We start from the raw sequence: 15861 nt of genomic DNA, 5'->3' as shown, positions 1-15861 counted from the left end.
CTTGAATAATGCACAAATATATGTGATATAGTTCAAAAGCATGATTGCTAAAATTCTTAGCAGGCATACACTTAAGATGCCTGACAAAAACGAAATTTTTGAAAACCTTTTATGATTGATCTTAAACCCTCCATTAACTTTTGGCATGATTTTAAAAGCAACCAAATTGCCGGAATGTGGCTGTTTTTGGGATCAAGACGTTCTTTACAAATTGTACATCCATCAATTCTTCAGCTTATTGTCTGGGGAATTTTAGGGGGATGTACTAACTCTCTTTATAGCTGGCTTGTGGCTGGTCAAATCGGTGATTTCAATTCACAAGGTTTAATTGGTTATGCACTTTGGCCGTTTATTGCTTTAATTGTCGGTATATTTTTATCACAGCGCACCAACCAACCTCGCTTAATGCTAGTACCTGCATTACTTTGGCTGGTTCTAGATACAAATATCTTATTAATTCAATGTTTAATTCAGTATTTAGGTTCTAACGGTTATCTCAACTTTATTCCCGATGCTATTTATAACGGAATTTTACCAAGCCTATTTGTGGCTTTGTTCGTATGGCAAAGTTTAGCGGTGATTTGGGTTTTCTCACGCGAGCTCAAGTGGCCTTGGTGGGAACGTGCACTCGTCATGGTTGCGACTATTGCGACGATGGTGGTGTGGCAACTTTCTGTAAAAGATCAACCGATTTGGAAGGTCGAAGATTCAGCTCCAACATTTGCGGAAGATGCTTTTTATGCACAAAGTAAGCTACTGAATGACTCTTTAGAGCAAGTCCAATATGGTGAGCAGGCAAAAAGTCATTGGTATTTTTTAGGCGTGGCAGGTGATAGCTATCAAGATGTTTTCAAGTCGGAAGTAGTCCGTATTAAAGAACAGTTTGATACTCGCTTTGGTACTGTGGGTCGGTCAATGATGCTGGTCAATAATCCAGATACCCGTACAGAAATCCCGATTGCCTCTAAAACCAGTATCGAGTTAGCCCTACGCCGTATGGGGCAGCAAATGAACCGTGATAGTGATGTACTATTTCTATATATGACTTCCCACGGTGAACAGAATCACTTCGAAATTGAAAATGCACCATTAGATCTAGGGCAAGTAGACCCTAAATGGTTGCGTGAAACACTTGATAAATCTGGCATTCGCTGGCGTGTGATTGTCATCTCTGCCTGTTATTCAGGAAGCTTTATTCCTGCCTTACAGTCTCCTGATACTTTAATTATTACTGCCTCTGCTGCTGATAAAACTTCTTTTGGATGTAATAACGAAGCTGACTATACTTATTTTGGTCGAGCTTTGTTTGATTTGGCTATGCGAGAGCAATCTTCGATGAAAGATTCGTTTAATACAGCTAAGCAAACGGTAACCAAATGGGAAGTGGCCCAAGGTGTAGAACCTTCAGAGCCTCAGTGGATGATTGGTAAAAATATGGAACTTATGCTACCTCAATTGGAAAAGTATCTATTTCCTCAGCAAAATACTGGTAGTGTAGATATTGCTCAAACAAAAACAGAGGCCAAAAACGATGCAACTTCTGCAAAAAAACCGCTGCTTTGAAGGTGAGCAACGTGTTTACCAATTTGAATCTAAGTTATTAAAAGGGCCAGCTAAGTTTGGCGTGTATTTGCCACCAGCTGCATTAGAAGGTAAAGCTTGTTCAACCTTGTTTTATTTGGCAGGTTTAACTTGTACTGAAGAAACCTTTGCCATAAAAGCACATGCACAACATATGGCGGCACAGTTAAGTTTAATACTGATTACACCGGACACTTCTCCTCGTGGAGAGCTGGTTGCTGCAGGGGATAATTGGGATTTAGGTCAAGGCGCAGGTTTCTATATTAATGCAACGCAAACACCTTGGTCTGAGCATTATCAAATGGAAAGCTATTTGATTGATGAGTTATATCCACTCATTTTGAAAAGCTTTCCTGTAAACGCTCAACAAGTTGGTATCTTTGGGCACTCAATGGGTGGCCACGGCGCCTTAACTTTGGCTTTTAAATATCCTGAAAAGTTTAAGTCGGTATCTGCTTTTGCTCCGATCTGTGCACCAACTGAATGTGCATGGGGAGACAAAGCCTTTAGTCATTATTTAGGTACAGATCGCGAAAGCTGGCTTGCTCATGATGCCACAGCTTTAGTCTTGAAAAATGGTGCAGTGTTTGATGAAATTTTGGTTGATCAGGGATTGGATGACCAATTTTATGAACAGCTTCACCCTGAAAAATTTAAGCAAGCATGTTTAAAAGCAGGACAGCCTTTAACTTTAAGACAACATGCTGGCTATGATCATGGTTATTACTTTATTCAAACCTTTATGGATGAGCATTTACAGTTTCATGCAATCCAGTTAGAAAAGGTAAATGGCTAATTAATGCTGCCATTCCACCTGAAATTCTTGTTGAGCCATGCGGTTTAGATGATCAAGCACGACTTTTTCTAAGTGGTCATGGTCATCTAGCTGACTATCAATAGCAACGTTTAGCTGCTCTGTTTCTGGTGCAAGCGTAATGGTTGCTGTAGGCATTAAAATTTTGAAATCTTGTTCAGCCTCTTGTACTTCAAATTTGTGTTTCCAATGATTAACTAGACGTTTTGCAATACGTTTACCATCATTTGTTAATAGATGAGTTGTGCTTTTCATTATCAATCCTCACATTACTTTAATGTACCTTAACAAATTCATTTAGCGCTTAGCATTCTAATGTTGCAACGTTACGTTGCAAGTTTGAAATGTTGCGATTTGAGCAAGGAAGAGCAGGCCAAGTAGACGGTTTTTTGTTATAATTTTAAGCCTCTCCTTAAACTCTTAGCCAGGTCATCCACTTATGTCCAAGCCTTATTTGATTGCTCCTTCTATTTTATCTGCCGATTTTGCTCGTTTAGGCGAAGATGTAGACAAAGTGTTAGCCGCAGGTGCAGATGTAGTGCATTTTGATGTAATGGATAACCACTATGTTCCAAATTTAACTTTTGGTGCTGGCATTTGTAAGGCTTTAAAAAATTATGGAATTAAAGCGCCTGTTGATGTGCATTTAATGGTGTCTCCGGTTGACCGCATTATTGGAGATTTTTTGGAAGCTGGTGCTGATATTATTACGTTTCATCCAGAAGCCTCTCATCACATTGACCGTTCATTACAGCTGATTAAATCAGGTGGTGCAAAAGCTGGTTTAGTATTTAACCCTGCAACACCATTACATTATTTAGATTACGTACTTGATAAAGTTGACCAAATTTTAATCATGAGTGTGAACCCTGGCTTTGGTGGGCAAAAGTTCATTCCAATGACCTTAGAAAAATTGCGTGAAGCTCGTAAAATTATTGATGCGAGTGGCCGTGATATTCGTTTAGAAGTGGACGGTGGTGTTGGCCCTGCAAATATTCGTGAAATTGCAGAAGCTGGTGCAGATATGTTTGTGGCTGGTTCAGCCATTTTTGGTCAACCAGATTATAAAGTTGTAATTGATCAAATGCGTGCAGAGCTTGCGAAAGTAGGTAGTGTCGACGCTTAAAAAAGTATGCTTAATCAAGGATAGGCTTGTGGATAACTTTGTTTATAACTGTATGGATAACTGTGTTGATAACCATATGGATAAGATGTTGGTAAAATAAACAAAATTAGATCAACTGCTTATTCTCTAGGCTGAATGTATGAAAAAAGAACGTTTTGGCGTTCTTTTTTTATGCGGGTTGGATATTTTATTACCTGATTTTTTATTAAGCTTTACTAAAAAATAACCTGTGCAAAAAACGATAATATCGTGTGTAGGACTTTTAATAGATATATAGATGTAAAACTGTAAAAGTGTCATGAAAAATAAAGCTAAATTTGGTTTAATAAGATTTTAGTAAGAGATCTAGATAATTAATGACGATAAAAATTTTAGCGGTAGATATGGATGGGACTTTTCTTAATTCTAAGAAGCAGTACAACAAAGCACGTTTTTTAAAACAGTACGAACAACTCAAACAAAATAATATTCATTTTGTGGTTGCCAGTGGTAACCAACTCGCAAAGCTTGTTACCTACTTTCCAGAAATTAGTCATGAAATTGCTTTTATTGCAGAAAATGGCGCACATGTTGTAGATGCAGGGCAAGAAATAGCTTTTGCTCATTTAAGTCAGCAACAATTTATTGAGACATTAAAAGCAATTGATTCAACCTATACATCTAAAATGGTGGTCTGCGGAAAGCAGAGTGCTTATGTACACAAGTCTATGCAAGCCGATGACTATGCTAAGGTCGCTCGATACTTCGAAAAGCTAATAGTTGTAGAGGATTTTTATGCATTAAATGATTTAGTGTGCAAAATTACTTTTATTGCTCAGAAAAACGAAAGTTTTGCTATTTTTCAAGATCTTCAGCAGCAAAGTTTTGTTGCAGATCAATTATTAGTTCCCGTTTCAAGTGGTTTTGACTTTATCGATCTTATTCTTCCTGACCAGCATAAAGCACATGGTTTGAAGCTTCTATTAGAAAAATGGAAGGTTGAACCTGATCAAGTCGTTGCGATTGGCGATAATAATAATGATATCCAGATGATTAAAGCAGTGGGTTATGGGTTTGCGGTTGAAAATGCAGTAGAAGCTTTAAAAGCAGTAGCACCTTATGGGGCTGCGAGTAATGAGCAAGAGGGTGCATTGCAAGTGATCGATTTAATGCTTAAGCATCAAGCTCCATTTTCTTAATTGATGAAGATCAATTGCCTAGAGTTGAAAATTGTATATCAGTAGAAACTTGGTTATGCTAGTACTATGAAGATTATCCGTTTGCTCTAGGCAATAAACGACAATGGCCCTACAACACCTACGCAAGTATGCTTGGTTTGTGTTCCTAATGACTTTGGTCATTGGGTGGAGTGGTGTGTCTATTGCTCAGACGCCTATGCAGCATGATCTTCGCACGATGCCATGTCATAGTGAAAAAATGACTGATCACTCTGTACATGTTCAAGCAGATGATCAGACTGTATGTCATCAAACCATGACCCAGTCTCTTCATTCGCACGGTGAGCATTGTAAGGACTGTAACCCCGTACATTGCCAAATCGTGAATCTGGCTCTGCAACAAGCGGTCCCAGACCTTGAATCATCATTTATTCCAATATCGTCCCAATTTAGCAGTATTTATCAGGCTCAGCATTTAGCCGGATACTGGCAAGAAATTTTACGTCCTCCTAAAGCTTAATCCTTTCTTACTTATTTTTTAATTAAAAAGGATTACAGCAATGTCTCATAAAACAATTAGCAGCTTAGTCGCTGTATTTGGGCTATTGGTTTCACCATGGTCTCTCGCGGCAATTAAGGAATATCACCTTAATATTAATGAACAACAGGTCAATGTTACTGGTCAACCGCTAAAACGAATTACCGTAAATGGAAAATTTACAGCACCACTCCTTGAGTTTGAAGAAGGAGATGATGCTGTTATTCATGTGCATAACCAATTAAAGAATCAGGATACGTCTTTGCACTGGCATGGTTTGTTATTGCCAGGCTTAATGGATGGTGTACCGGGTTTTAATAATTTCAAAGGAATTGCTCCAAACGGAGATTTTGTTTACCGCTTTAAGGTGAAACAAAACGGCACTTACTGGTATCACGCCCACAGTAAAGGCCAAGAACAAGATGGCTTATATGGCCCACTCGTGATTTACCCGAAAGGGAGAACACCAGTTGTAGCCCATGAAAAAACTGACCGTGACTATGTTGTGATGCTTTCAGATTTTCATAATTCTTCTAGCGATAGCATTATGAAGAATTTGAAAAAATCTGCTGAGTATTATCAAAATCGCCGTGAAACCGTATCTGATGTCTGGAAGCAGGTTAAAGCTCAAGGCTTAAAAGCAACTTGGCAAGATCGTTCGATGTGGAACCAGATGCGGATGTTAAAAACCGATATGTCTGATGTGACGGGTTATACCTTCTTAGTCAACGGTAAGACACCGCAGCAAAACTGGACAGGTGATTTTAAGGCAGGCGATAAAGTCCGACTACGTTTCATTAACGCTTCTGCCATGTCATTTTTTGATGTCAGAATTCCAAACTTGAAAATGACAGTCGTGAGTGCAGATGGGCAGCCAGTAAAACCTGTTGCAATTGATGAGTTTCGTATTGGCACAGCCGAAACCTACGATGTGATTGTTGAACCTAAACAGGCAAATTATCAGATTGAGGCTGAGTCAATTGACCGTAGTGGCTTTGCTATCGGTACTTTGCATGATGAAAATACTCAGGCGGTTGGTCCAATTCAAATGCCACAGCCCCGTCCGCGATCTTTGTTAACCATGGATGATATGGGCATGAGTCATGGTGATGGAGCGAGTGATGTACATGCTGGCCATCAAATGAATATGCAGCATGACATGTCGAACATGCCTGAAATGAAAACAGAGACAAGCCATGCCAATCATGATCATGCAATGATGAACATGGACCATGGCATGAAAGACATGTCATCTGACAAAAATGATCATTCCATGATGCAAATGAAGCACGACATGTCAGCTATGCCTGAAATGAAACACGATATGCAGGCAAAGCCATCTAGTGAGCATGATCACGCTATGATGAATATGAATCATGAGATGCCTGCTCAACCTAAAACTACAGTTAAAAAAGATGAGCCGGTGTATGGCTGGGCAAATGCTTCAACACCAGTCGGTATGAAAGCATTGCAGTATAGTGATTTGCAATCTTTAACACCTCAACCAGACACCCGTGCGCCGGAACGAGAGTTAGTCATTCGTTTAGGCGGAAACATGGAGCGTTATATCTGGACCATTAATGGCAAGAAATTTAGCGAAGCTGAGCCATTGCAAGTTAAATATGGTGAACGTATTCGCTTGAAGTTTGTAAATGACAGCATGATGGCTCACCCAATGCATTTACATGGCATGTTCATGCAATTGGAAAATGGTCAACAAGCTGAAAACTTGCCAAATAAACATACCGTTATTGTTCCACCAGGAAAGACAGTTACTGCGTTATTGACAGCCGATGCATTAGGAGAATGGGCGATTCATTGTCATTTGCTCTATCACATGAGTGCCGGAATGATGAATAAGTTGATTGTGGCTCAAGTGAATGATGGGGCACAACCAGCATCTCAAGCACCTGTTCAATCTGAAAATGAGAAAGGAGCTAGTCATGCGCATCACTAAGTTATTTTCTCAAATGATATGTTGCAGTGCTTTCTCGAGCGTATCTATATTTAGTTTTGCTCAAGAACCTTTAACACATGATCATTTACGCGAACATGGTGGTCAGGTTTATCAGGCGACTACGATTGATACGGGCTGGACTCAAAATGAAGAAGGGGAAGGTAGTTTTTCTTCTGAATTAGAAAGTTGGGTGGGAACTGATGAAAACAAACTATTTATCAAAGCTCATGTTGAAAAGGCCGAGTCAGAAGATACTAATTACGGTGGCTCATTACTTTACAGCCGAAATGTAGCTGATTGTTGGGATGTACAGGCTGGGGTAAATTACGAGCGTTTACAGCGGGAAGACCAAAAGCAAGATCGCTGGGCTGGTGTAGTTGGTTTACATGGCATGGCACCTTACTTTTTTGAAACCGATGCCTATCTCTATGCCGGTGAAGATCAGTTGTGGAAGCTAAGCTTAGAAACTGAAAGAGACTTACTCTTTACCCAAAAGTTAATTGGTAAACCTTATTTAAAAGCAGATGTTGTTTTGCAAGATGAATCTCGCTATGCCAGTAAAACAGGTCTATCGAGTTTACAAGCAGGCTTTCAAACCCGTTATGAAATCAACAAAAAGGTCATGCCATTTGTTGATATCGGTTATGGCTATGAAAAAGGCTTAAAACAAACTGCTTGGCAAACTGGAACCGACTCTGAACATGGTTGGTATTATGGAGCAGGGTTAACACTTAAATTCTAATTGCAGAACAAAAAGTAAGCTTAACGACATGCCATTGGTTTATACTAATGGCATTGTTTTTTGTGTCAGTTATGGTGCACAGATGGCTTTAGAAAAACAAGAGAATCAAATACATTTAAGTAAAAGTAGCTCTAGCTGCGGGTGCTCAAGCATGCCTTCTCAGGAGTATTCTACGCCCAGTGAACTCGGGGCTAAGAAGAGCCAATGGGTGAGTTATTATCATATTCCTCACATGGATTGTGCAGCCGAAGAGCAAATGGTACGGATGGCTTTAGCCTCTTACGCTGACGATATTCAGGAACTTAATTTTGACTTACCGGCACGCCATTTGGCGATTTATCACAGTGCTCAAGCTGAAATGATTACCCAAAGCCTACAACGTTTAGGATTAGGAGCCGAGTTACAACAAACGCAGCCACATTATGAACCTGTTGAAAAACCTAAAAAGGTTAGAGCCAGTTCTTCAATGAATGCAGCACAAAAGCAAGTTTTACAATGGTTGTTACTCATTAATGGGGTCATGTTTGTCATTGAGTTTATGGCAGGCATCATTGCATCATCGACAGGGTTAATCGCCGATTCACTCGATATGTTCGCAGACGCTGCAATCTATGGTATTGCCTTATTTGTGGTAGGTAAAAATCTTAATGCTCAATTAAAGGCTGCACATCTTTCTGGTTGGTTGCAGTTCGGCTTAGCCATAATTGTGTTAATTGATGTCCTGCGCCGCTTTATATATGGCAGTGAACCTGTTTCAATTTTAATGATTTTAATTGGTGGATTAGCCCTTGCGGCGAATATTACTTGTCTTTATTTAATGAGAGATCATAAGGAGAGCGGGGCACACATGAAGGCGAGTTATATCTTTTCTGCAAATGATGTCATCGTCAACTTGGGTGTCATTGTCGCGGGAATATTGGTTGCCATTACAGGTTCGCGTTATCCTGATTTAATGATTGGATTGATTATTGTTTTGTTTGTTTTAAATGGTGCACGAAAAATTTTACAGTTAAAAAATGAATAATATTTTCTGATAGACGTAAGCTTGTGTCAGGGTTTGCCTTCATTTTTTATTTTAAAGTAAACTGAGTCCTCACATAAAGGAGGAACGACCTCCCCCATAATGGGACATCATGTCGGGACGACCTGACGCTATAAAAATTAGTGAATGTTATGGCTTGGGCTATTTTAATTTTAGCAGGTGTATTTGAAATCATTTGGGCATATTCTATGAAAATGTCTGAAGGTTTTACACGTTTAACCCCTAGTGTTATTACCGTAGTTTTTATGATTTTGAGTGTAGTTCTACTTTCAATTTCCATGAAAACTTTACCTCTTGGCACTGCCTATACGGTTTGGACAGGAATTGGCGCAATCGGGTCATTTCTAGTCGGTATTTTCTTTCTTCATGAGCCTGTTGGCGCTATGCGAATGATTGCCGCCGTATTAATTGTGTCAGGTTTGGTTTTAATGAAAATTTCATCGCCTTCCTAAGAGAATAAATTATGTTGCTGTCTTATAAGTATATCAATTCACCTGTTGGGCAATTAAAGCTGGTTGCGAATGAAAATGCTTTGGTGGCAATACTTTGGGACAATGAAAATCCAAAACGTGTTCGACTGGCCGAGCTAGTCGAACAACTTGAGCATCCAGTATTATTAAAGACCGAACAACAATTAAAAGAATATTTTGAAGGTAAACGCCGTGAGTTTACATTACCACTCGATTTCGAAGGAACCGTATTTCAAAAGCAGGTCTGGTCTGCTTTACTGACCATCCCTTATGGGGAAACAAGAAGTTATAAAGATATTGCACTTCAAATTGGCAATGAAAAAGCGGTGAGAGCAGTGGGCGCGGCAAATGGCAAAAACCCGATTTCCATTATTGCACCTTGTCACCGAGTCATTGGTGCGGGGGGAGCTTTAGTTGGTTTTGCTGGTGGGCTTGATAAGAAAGATATTTTATTAAAACTAGAGCAACAATGAGCCGTTTTTGCGCTCGATTTTTTTAGACTTTTCTACTAAGCTGTTCACAATGATATTTTATAAGGTCGGTGCTTTATTGCATCGCTTTTTTTGAAATATTGATCTTATTCAACAAACTCTGGATGTTCTAAAAATGGCTGTCGGTGACGTAACAATGCCACAAATGCATGTGGTAAAAGGTGTAAAAATTGGCTCAACAGAAGCATATGTACGTTACCAAAACCGACGAGATTTAGTCATTTTTGAGTTTGTAGAAGGCTCAAATGTTGCTGGTGTATTTACTCAAAATGCATTCTGTGCAGCACCTGTTCATGTCTCTAAAGCCCATCTTACCCAAGATAATCCTCGCTATTTAGTGATTAATACGGGTAATGCCAATGCAGGTACTGGACCTACAGGCTTGAAAAATGCTCAAGATACTTGCGCAAAATTAGCTGAGATTGCTGGGGTAAATAGCTCAGAAATTTTACCGTTTTCTACAGGTGTAATTGGTGAGCAGCTTCCAATGGAGCGTTTACTCGCTGGACTTCGACCGGCATTAAACACTTTGCAAGAGGCTGCTTGGTATGATGCAGCGTCTGGCATTATGACCACAGATACAGTGCCTAAAGGTGCATCTGAACAATTTGAGCTAGATGGCATTACTTACACCATGACAGGTATTAGTAAAGGCGCTGGCATGATTCGTCCGAACATGGCAACCATGTTGAGCTTTGTAGCTACAGATGCACCTATTAGCCGTAATTTAGTACAAAGCTTATTAAAGACAACAGTTGAGCATTCTTTTAACCGTATTACGATTGATGGCGATACCTCAACCAATGACTCTTGTATTTTTGTGGCAACAGGTCAGGCAGGTGGAGCTGAAATTACTTCAATTAACGATGCACGATATGTTCGGGTATTAGAAGTACTGGCTCGTGTTATGAATCGTTTAGCACAGTTAATTGTACGTGACGGCGAAGGTGCAACGAAGTTTATTACTGTTGCTGTAGAAGGCGGTGGCAACACTCAAGAATGTTGCGATATTGCTTATAGTATTGCTCATTCGCCGTTAGTAAAAACCGCGCTTTTTGCATCTGACCCGAACTGGGGGCGTATTTTGGCGGCAATTGGCTATGCTGGAGTGAAAGACTTAGACGTGTCTAAAATTCAGGTATGGTTAGATGATGTACAAATCTGTAAAGACGGTGGAGCTGCCGAGGACTATACCGAAGAGGCGGGTGCGCGTGTTATGGCACAAACAGAAATTACCATTCGAGTTGATTTAGGACGCGGTCAGGCCAAAGACACGGTATATACCTGTGACTTATCTTACGACTATGTCAAAATTAATGCTGATTACCGTTCTTAAATATCAGTTATAATCAAGCCTCGACAAAGAGGCTTTTTTATTAGCCCCATCTTTTGATATTAAATGATTCGAGTTAGTAAATCATTTAAGCAGTAACGTTATATGCGAGCAGGTATGCCAGCATGAAGGATAGAGAAGACGTTTTATGAGTGATGCGACTTTAATTGCCAACGATGCAAAAAACATTGTACAAGCGCATTTAGACCGTTTAGGTGAGCCAAAAGACAACCGCTTAAGTGAAGAAGCAAAACAACAAAAGTTTGCTCAGATCGAAGCAGAGCTCAAAAAACGTGATGCTGTCCTTGTTGCTCATTACTATTGCGACCCTGAAGTACAGGAACTTGCCGAAAAAACAGGTGGGTGCGTTTCTGACTCTTTAGAAATGGCACGTTTCGGACGAGATCATGCTGCCTCTACACTGGTTGTGGCAGGTGTTAAATTTATGGGAGAAACAGCAAAAATTCTGTCTCCTGAAAAAACAATTTTAATGCCGACACTCGAAGCGACTTGTTCACTCGATTTAGGTTGTCCGGTTGATGAGTTCACTGCCTTTTGTGATCAGCACCCTGACTACACCGTAGTTGTTTATGCCAACACATCGGCTGCTGTTAAAGCACGAGCAGATTGGGTGGTGACTTCAAGCTGTGCAGTCGAAATTGTTGAGCACCTAGATAGCTTGGGCGAAAAAATTATCTGGGCACCAGATCAGCACTTAGGCCGTTATATTCAAAAGAAAACCGGTGCTGATATGTTGCTTTGGGACGGTGCATGTATTGTGCATGAAGAATTCCGTGCACGTGGTATTGCCAACATGAAAGCACTGTATCCAGATGCAGCCGTATTGGTACATCCAGAATCACCAGAATCGGTTGTAGACATTGCAGATGCGGTAGGTAGTACTTCTCAATTGATTAAAGCTGCGCAGACTTTGCCAAATGAAAGACTTATTGTGGCAACTGACCGTGGTATTTTCTACAAAATGCAGCAAGCGGTACCCAATAAGATTTTAGTTGAAGCACCAACAGCAGGTGAGGGCGCAACTTGTCGTTCATGTGCTCACTGTCCGTGGATGGCTATGAATGAACTCGATGGAATTTTAGAAGTTTTACAAAAGGGTGATCAGGAAATACACGTAGATCCAGCACTTGCTGAACGTGCCAAAATGCCTTTAGATCGAATGTTAGCCTTTAGTGCATCGTTAAAGCGTTAAAAATCCTCAAAATGCTTGTTAAATATACATTTGATAAGGATTTTTAACTTTTTTTGACAATAGGTGTTGACGTCTGAGGGCGTCGCGCCTAGAATGCACACCGTACCGCACGATGTGCGATACAGCAAAAGCTGAGATAGATCGGAGCATAGCACAGCCTGGTAGTGCACCTGGTTTGGGACCAGGGGGTCGTAGGTTCGAATCCTACTGCTCCGACCACTTAAAATAATATTTTAAGATCGGCGAAGTATCGCATGATAAGCATCATCGGTTAAGCGCCTGTAGCTCAGTTGGATAGAGCATCCGCCTTCTAAGCGGATGGTCACAGGTTCGAATCCTGTCAGGCGCGCCACTCGGTAGCTTGGTACATAGAACTATTTGATGGTGGATGTAGCTCAGTTGGTAGAGCCCTGGATTGTGATTCCAGTTGTCGCGGGTTCGAATCCCGTCATTCACCCCAATTTCGGAGCATAGCACAGCCTGGTAGTGCACCTGGTTTGGGACCAGGGGGTCGTAGGTTCGAATCCTACTGCTCCGACCATATTTTAAAAGCGGTCAAGCTTTAAAAAATATCCCAAAGATTAAAAAGAATTTCTTCTTATCTTATCGATAGAAGGAATTTTTTTGTTTTCTAATTCGAAATTTTAATTCAAACGCATTCCAATATTTGAACTCGTATTCCTTATATACATATGTTCTCTGTTCTCTGTTCTCTGTTCTCTGTTCTCTGTTCTCTGTTCTCTGTTCTCTGTTCTCTGTTCTCTGTTCTCTGTTACTGATATTTTTGTCTTAACTCATCTTTTTCTTGATCTGATAAAAATGCAATTTTAAGTCCATTTTCTTGAGCTGTATAAATTTGCTCAGGGGTTAATCCTGCCAATGGGGCAGCACTTAAATATTCATGTTGTATCTCAATGCCTTCTACAGCAGGGTCATCCGTATTAATCGTTGCAAGAACGCCATGCTCTAAAAAAGTCTTTAATGGATGTTGTGCTAGTGAGGGTACTGTGTTGGTTTGAATGTTCGAAGTCAGGCAAGATTCAATACCAATCTCATGTTTTGCTAAATAATCTAACAGCTTCAAATCTTGAACTGCTTTAACACCATGACCAATTCGTTCAGCACCTAATTCTTCAATGGCTTGCCAAATACTTTCTGGGCCGGCAGCTTCGCCTGCATGTACCGTAATGTGCCAACCTGCATCACGTGCTTTTTTAAAGTGATCAATAAATAAATTACCCGGAAAACCAAGCTCATCTCCAGCAAGATCCAATGCTTTAATATCATTTTTATGGGCAAGTAGGGCATTTAATTCTTTTGCGCAGGCTTCTTGGCCAAAAGTACGACTCATAATGCCAATTAGGTTAGCTTTTACCCCGTAAGTCTGACTGCCTTCTTTCACACCCGCAATAACCGCTTCAACAACGCCTTCAAGCGGTAGTTGATGCGTCATGCCCATGTAACCCGGCGAAAAACGAAGTTCTACATAGTCTAGGCCTTGTTGTGCTGCATCTTGCATGTTTTCAAATGCAATGCGTTTGCAGGCATCTAAACTGGCTAATACTTTTACCCCCCAATCCAACTTCGATAAAAAACTTAATAAGTCAGGTTGGTTGTCAATCACTTGTACGTGTGGGCGTAAAGATTCAATGTCGTAGGCAGGCAAATCTAAATGGTATTGTTGCCCTAATTCTAAAATAGTTTGAATGCGGATGTTGCCATCAAGGTGGCGATGTATATCTGTAAGGGGAAGTGTTTTTGTAATCATAGGTTTCTTCTTATCTGTTCGTATCAATTCATCATGCCTGTTTAGGGTTACTGATAAAAGTTTGGATTTGCTATGTTTTTGTGAAAATGGGTTTAGTTGAGTTTTTTGAACTTAAGATATTCGTTTAAGTTTTAATTTTGATGACATTGTTCTGGCCTAAGAAGATAACGCAGTCTGTGTAAGATACAAGCACTAAGATTTTTATTGTTTTTAATCTCGCTGAGCCTACCTCTGTTGACTCTTTAACAATGGATTGGCTAAAGAATGGTCATTGGTATTTCGTCTGTTACTTGTAAATATGAGTGAAGGCTTGCTAAAGACCAAACTGATAAGGCGATTAATTTATCTGTAGAAATCTATTTCTGGCAAGTAAATGAAAAGAAGAAATAGGAAGCGTTCAAATGAAGTCGGTACTTTGTCATCAAGCAAAATTAGAAGTGGTGGACCAACCGAAATTAACTCCTACAAAAGGACAGGTGTTATTAGAAGTGGTTCGATGCGGGATTTGTGGCTCTGATTTGCATATGCAACATCACTGCGACCACATGCATGATTTAGCCGCACGTGTCGGGTTTAATGGTTTAGCTAAGTCTACGGACCCGTTTGTACTAGGACATGAGTTTTGTGGCAAAGTTTTGGATTATGGCCCAAAAACTCGTCATAAATTTAAAGCCGATACACTCGTTTGTGCAATGCCTCTTTTGAATGTAGATCAGCATGGTTACTTGTCTACAGGGCTTTCTCCAAATGCTTCAGGTGGTTATGCCGAACAAGTGCTTGCTCAATCAAGCTTGATGTTTGAAGTACCCAATGGCCTAGATGCAGATAGTGCGGCCATGACTGAACCTATGGCGGTTGCATTGCATGCTGTTCGCCGTAGTCGTGTGAAAACCAGTGAGCCTGCTATTGTGATTGGCTGTGGTCCTGTCGGGTTAGGTGTTATATTAATGCTTAAAGCGGCTGGGGTTAAAACCGTGGTTGCCAGTGACTTTTCGCCAAACCGCCGTAAGCTTGCCGAGCAATGCGGAGCTGATATTGTGGTAGATCCGAAAGAAACATCGCCTTTTGCTAACTGGAAAGAGTTTGGTTTGCTTGGCAATGTTTCTGATGCAATTAACATGGGAATGGGGCTGTTTGATAAGTTACAAGCGACACGCTTACCTTGGTGGCATGGGTGGCGCATGATTGATAAATTGGGTGCTCTGCCAAAACGTCCGGTTATTTTTGAGTGTGTGGGCGTACCAGGTGTTTTACAGCAAATTATTGAAGGTGCACCTTTGTTTTCCCGAATTGTCGGGGTGGGCGTATGCATGCAAAGTGACAAAATAGAACCTGCACTTGCGATTAATAAAGAGTTAGAAATTCAGTTCGTGTTGGGCTATACACCGCTTGAGTTTCGAGATGCCCTGCATATGATTGCAGAAGGTAAAGTGAACTGCTCACCACTGATTACCGGTGTTGTAGGTTTAGAGGGTGTTACGAGTGCATTTGAAGCGTTACGCGACCCTGAACAACATGCCAAAATCTTGATTGACCCGAAACGTAGTGGTTCAGACATTCAATTGATGAGTCATTAATTCACAGTCATTTACGCTTAACTAAAAAAAGGTTGTGATCTCATTAATCACA

At 40.4% G+C, this 15861-nt stretch carries 15 protein-coding genes and 4 tRNA genes; 17 read left to right on the top strand and 2 right to left on the bottom strand.

What is annotated here, in order from left to right:
• Positions 1–111: 111 nt before the first annotated feature.
• Positions 112–1563, top strand: coding sequence for a C13 family peptidase (locus MKL38_RS17915; protein WP_270903975.1), 1452 nt, complete (start codon positions 112–114; stop codon positions 1561–1563).
• Positions 1532–2377 (top strand): S-formylglutathione hydrolase, encoded by an 846-nt coding sequence (gene fghA, locus MKL38_RS17910; protein ID WP_270903974.1) that lies wholly within the window; start codon positions 1532–1534, stop codon positions 2375–2377. Before MKL38_RS17915 ends, fghA begins: the two co-directional genes overlap by 32 nt.
• Here the strand turns inward: fghA and MKL38_RS17905 are convergent, their stop codons facing one another.
• A complete protein-coding gene (locus tag MKL38_RS17905; RefSeq protein WP_270903973.1) occupies positions 2378–2650 on the bottom strand; it encodes a DUF2218 domain-containing protein in 273 nt (90 codons plus the stop codon).
• Between the two features lie 184 nt (positions 2651–2834).
• On the opposite strand from MKL38_RS17905, the gene rpe reads away from it, so the two are divergent.
• The 14 genes from rpe to MKL38_RS17835 all read left to right on the top strand — a co-directional run bounded on the left by rpe (position 2835) and on the right by MKL38_RS17835 (position 13005).
• Positions 2835–3521, top strand: coding sequence for a ribulose-phosphate 3-epimerase (gene rpe, locus MKL38_RS17900; RefSeq protein ID WP_003655878.1), 687 nt, complete (start codon positions 2835–2837; stop codon positions 3519–3521).
• 356 nt (positions 3522–3877) lie between these two features.
• A complete protein-coding gene (locus MKL38_RS17895; RefSeq protein WP_270903972.1) occupies positions 3878–4699 on the top strand; it encodes a Cof-type HAD-IIB family hydrolase in 822 nt (273 codons plus the stop codon).
• Positions 4700–4802: 103 nt separating this feature from the next.
• Positions 4803–5198, top strand: coding sequence for a hypothetical protein (locus tag MKL38_RS17890; protein WP_270903971.1), 396 nt, complete (start codon positions 4803–4805; stop codon positions 5196–5198).
• A gap of 40 nt (positions 5199–5238) precedes the next feature.
• The gene (locus MKL38_RS17885) at positions 5239–7173 is read left to right on the top strand and encodes a copper resistance system multicopper oxidase (RefSeq protein WP_270903970.1); all 1935 of its coding nucleotides are present in this window, start codon (positions 5239–5241) and stop codon (positions 7171–7173) included.
• On the top strand, positions 7160–7915 hold the full coding sequence (locus MKL38_RS17880) for a copper resistance protein B (protein ID WP_270903969.1): 756 nt from the start codon (positions 7160–7162) through the stop codon (positions 7913–7915). The genes MKL38_RS17885 and MKL38_RS17880 overlap by 14 nt, the downstream gene beginning before the upstream one ends.
• Positions 7916–7943: 28 nt before the next feature.
• A complete protein-coding gene (locus tag MKL38_RS17875) occupies positions 7944–8939 on the top strand; it encodes a cation transporter (protein ID WP_270903968.1) in 996 nt (331 codons plus the stop codon).
• 149 nt (positions 8940–9088) lie between these two features.
• Positions 9089–9409, top strand: coding sequence for a DMT family transporter (locus tag MKL38_RS17870; RefSeq protein ID WP_032056956.1), 321 nt, complete (start codon positions 9089–9091; stop codon positions 9407–9409).
• 11 nt (positions 9410–9420) lie between these two features.
• Complete coding sequence (locus tag MKL38_RS17865) at positions 9421–9900, top strand: methylated-DNA--[protein]-cysteine S-methyltransferase (RefSeq protein ID WP_270903967.1); 480 nt, start codon at positions 9421–9423, stop codon at positions 9898–9900.
• A 133-nt stretch (positions 9901–10033) separates the two neighbouring features.
• On the top strand, positions 10034–11254 hold the full coding sequence (argJ, locus tag MKL38_RS17860) for a bifunctional glutamate N-acetyltransferase/amino-acid acetyltransferase ArgJ (RefSeq protein WP_270903966.1): 1221 nt from the start codon (positions 10034–10036) through the stop codon (positions 11252–11254).
• 145 nt (positions 11255–11399) lie between these two features.
• Entirely contained in the window at positions 11400–12464 is a 1065-nt protein-coding gene (nadA, locus tag MKL38_RS17855; RefSeq protein WP_003655894.1) for a quinolinate synthase NadA, read from the top strand.
• A 142-nt stretch (positions 12465–12606) separates the two neighbouring features.
• A tRNA-Pro gene (locus tag MKL38_RS17850) sits at positions 12607–12683 on the top strand.
• Between the two features lie 56 nt (positions 12684–12739).
• Positions 12740–12816, top strand: a tRNA-Arg gene (locus tag MKL38_RS17845).
• A 32-nt stretch (positions 12817–12848) separates the two neighbouring features.
• Positions 12849–12924: transfer RNA gene (locus MKL38_RS17840), tRNA-His, on the top strand.
• Positions 12925–12928: 4 nt separating this feature from the next.
• Positions 12929–13005 (top strand) — tRNA-Pro (locus MKL38_RS17835).
• 231 nt (positions 13006–13236) lie between these two features.
• On the opposite strand, the gene add is transcribed toward MKL38_RS17835, so the two are convergent.
• A complete protein-coding gene (add, locus tag MKL38_RS17830) occupies positions 13237–14232 on the bottom strand; it encodes an adenosine deaminase (protein WP_270903965.1) in 996 nt (331 codons plus the stop codon).
• Positions 14233–14633: 401 nt separating this feature from the next.
• On the opposite strand from add, the gene MKL38_RS17825 reads away from it, so the two are divergent.
• Positions 14634–15809, top strand: coding sequence for a zinc-binding dehydrogenase (locus MKL38_RS17825; RefSeq protein WP_270903964.1), 1176 nt, complete (start codon positions 14634–14636; stop codon positions 15807–15809).
• The last annotated feature ends 52 nt before the right edge of the window (positions 15810–15861 follow it).

The organism is Acinetobacter sp. AOR14_HL (assembly GCF_027855175.1).
Classification (GTDB): Bacteria; Pseudomonadota; Gammaproteobacteria; order Pseudomonadales; family Moraxellaceae; genus Acinetobacter; species Acinetobacter calcoaceticus.
This window is presented reverse-complemented; position numbering and strand designations above follow the sequence as displayed.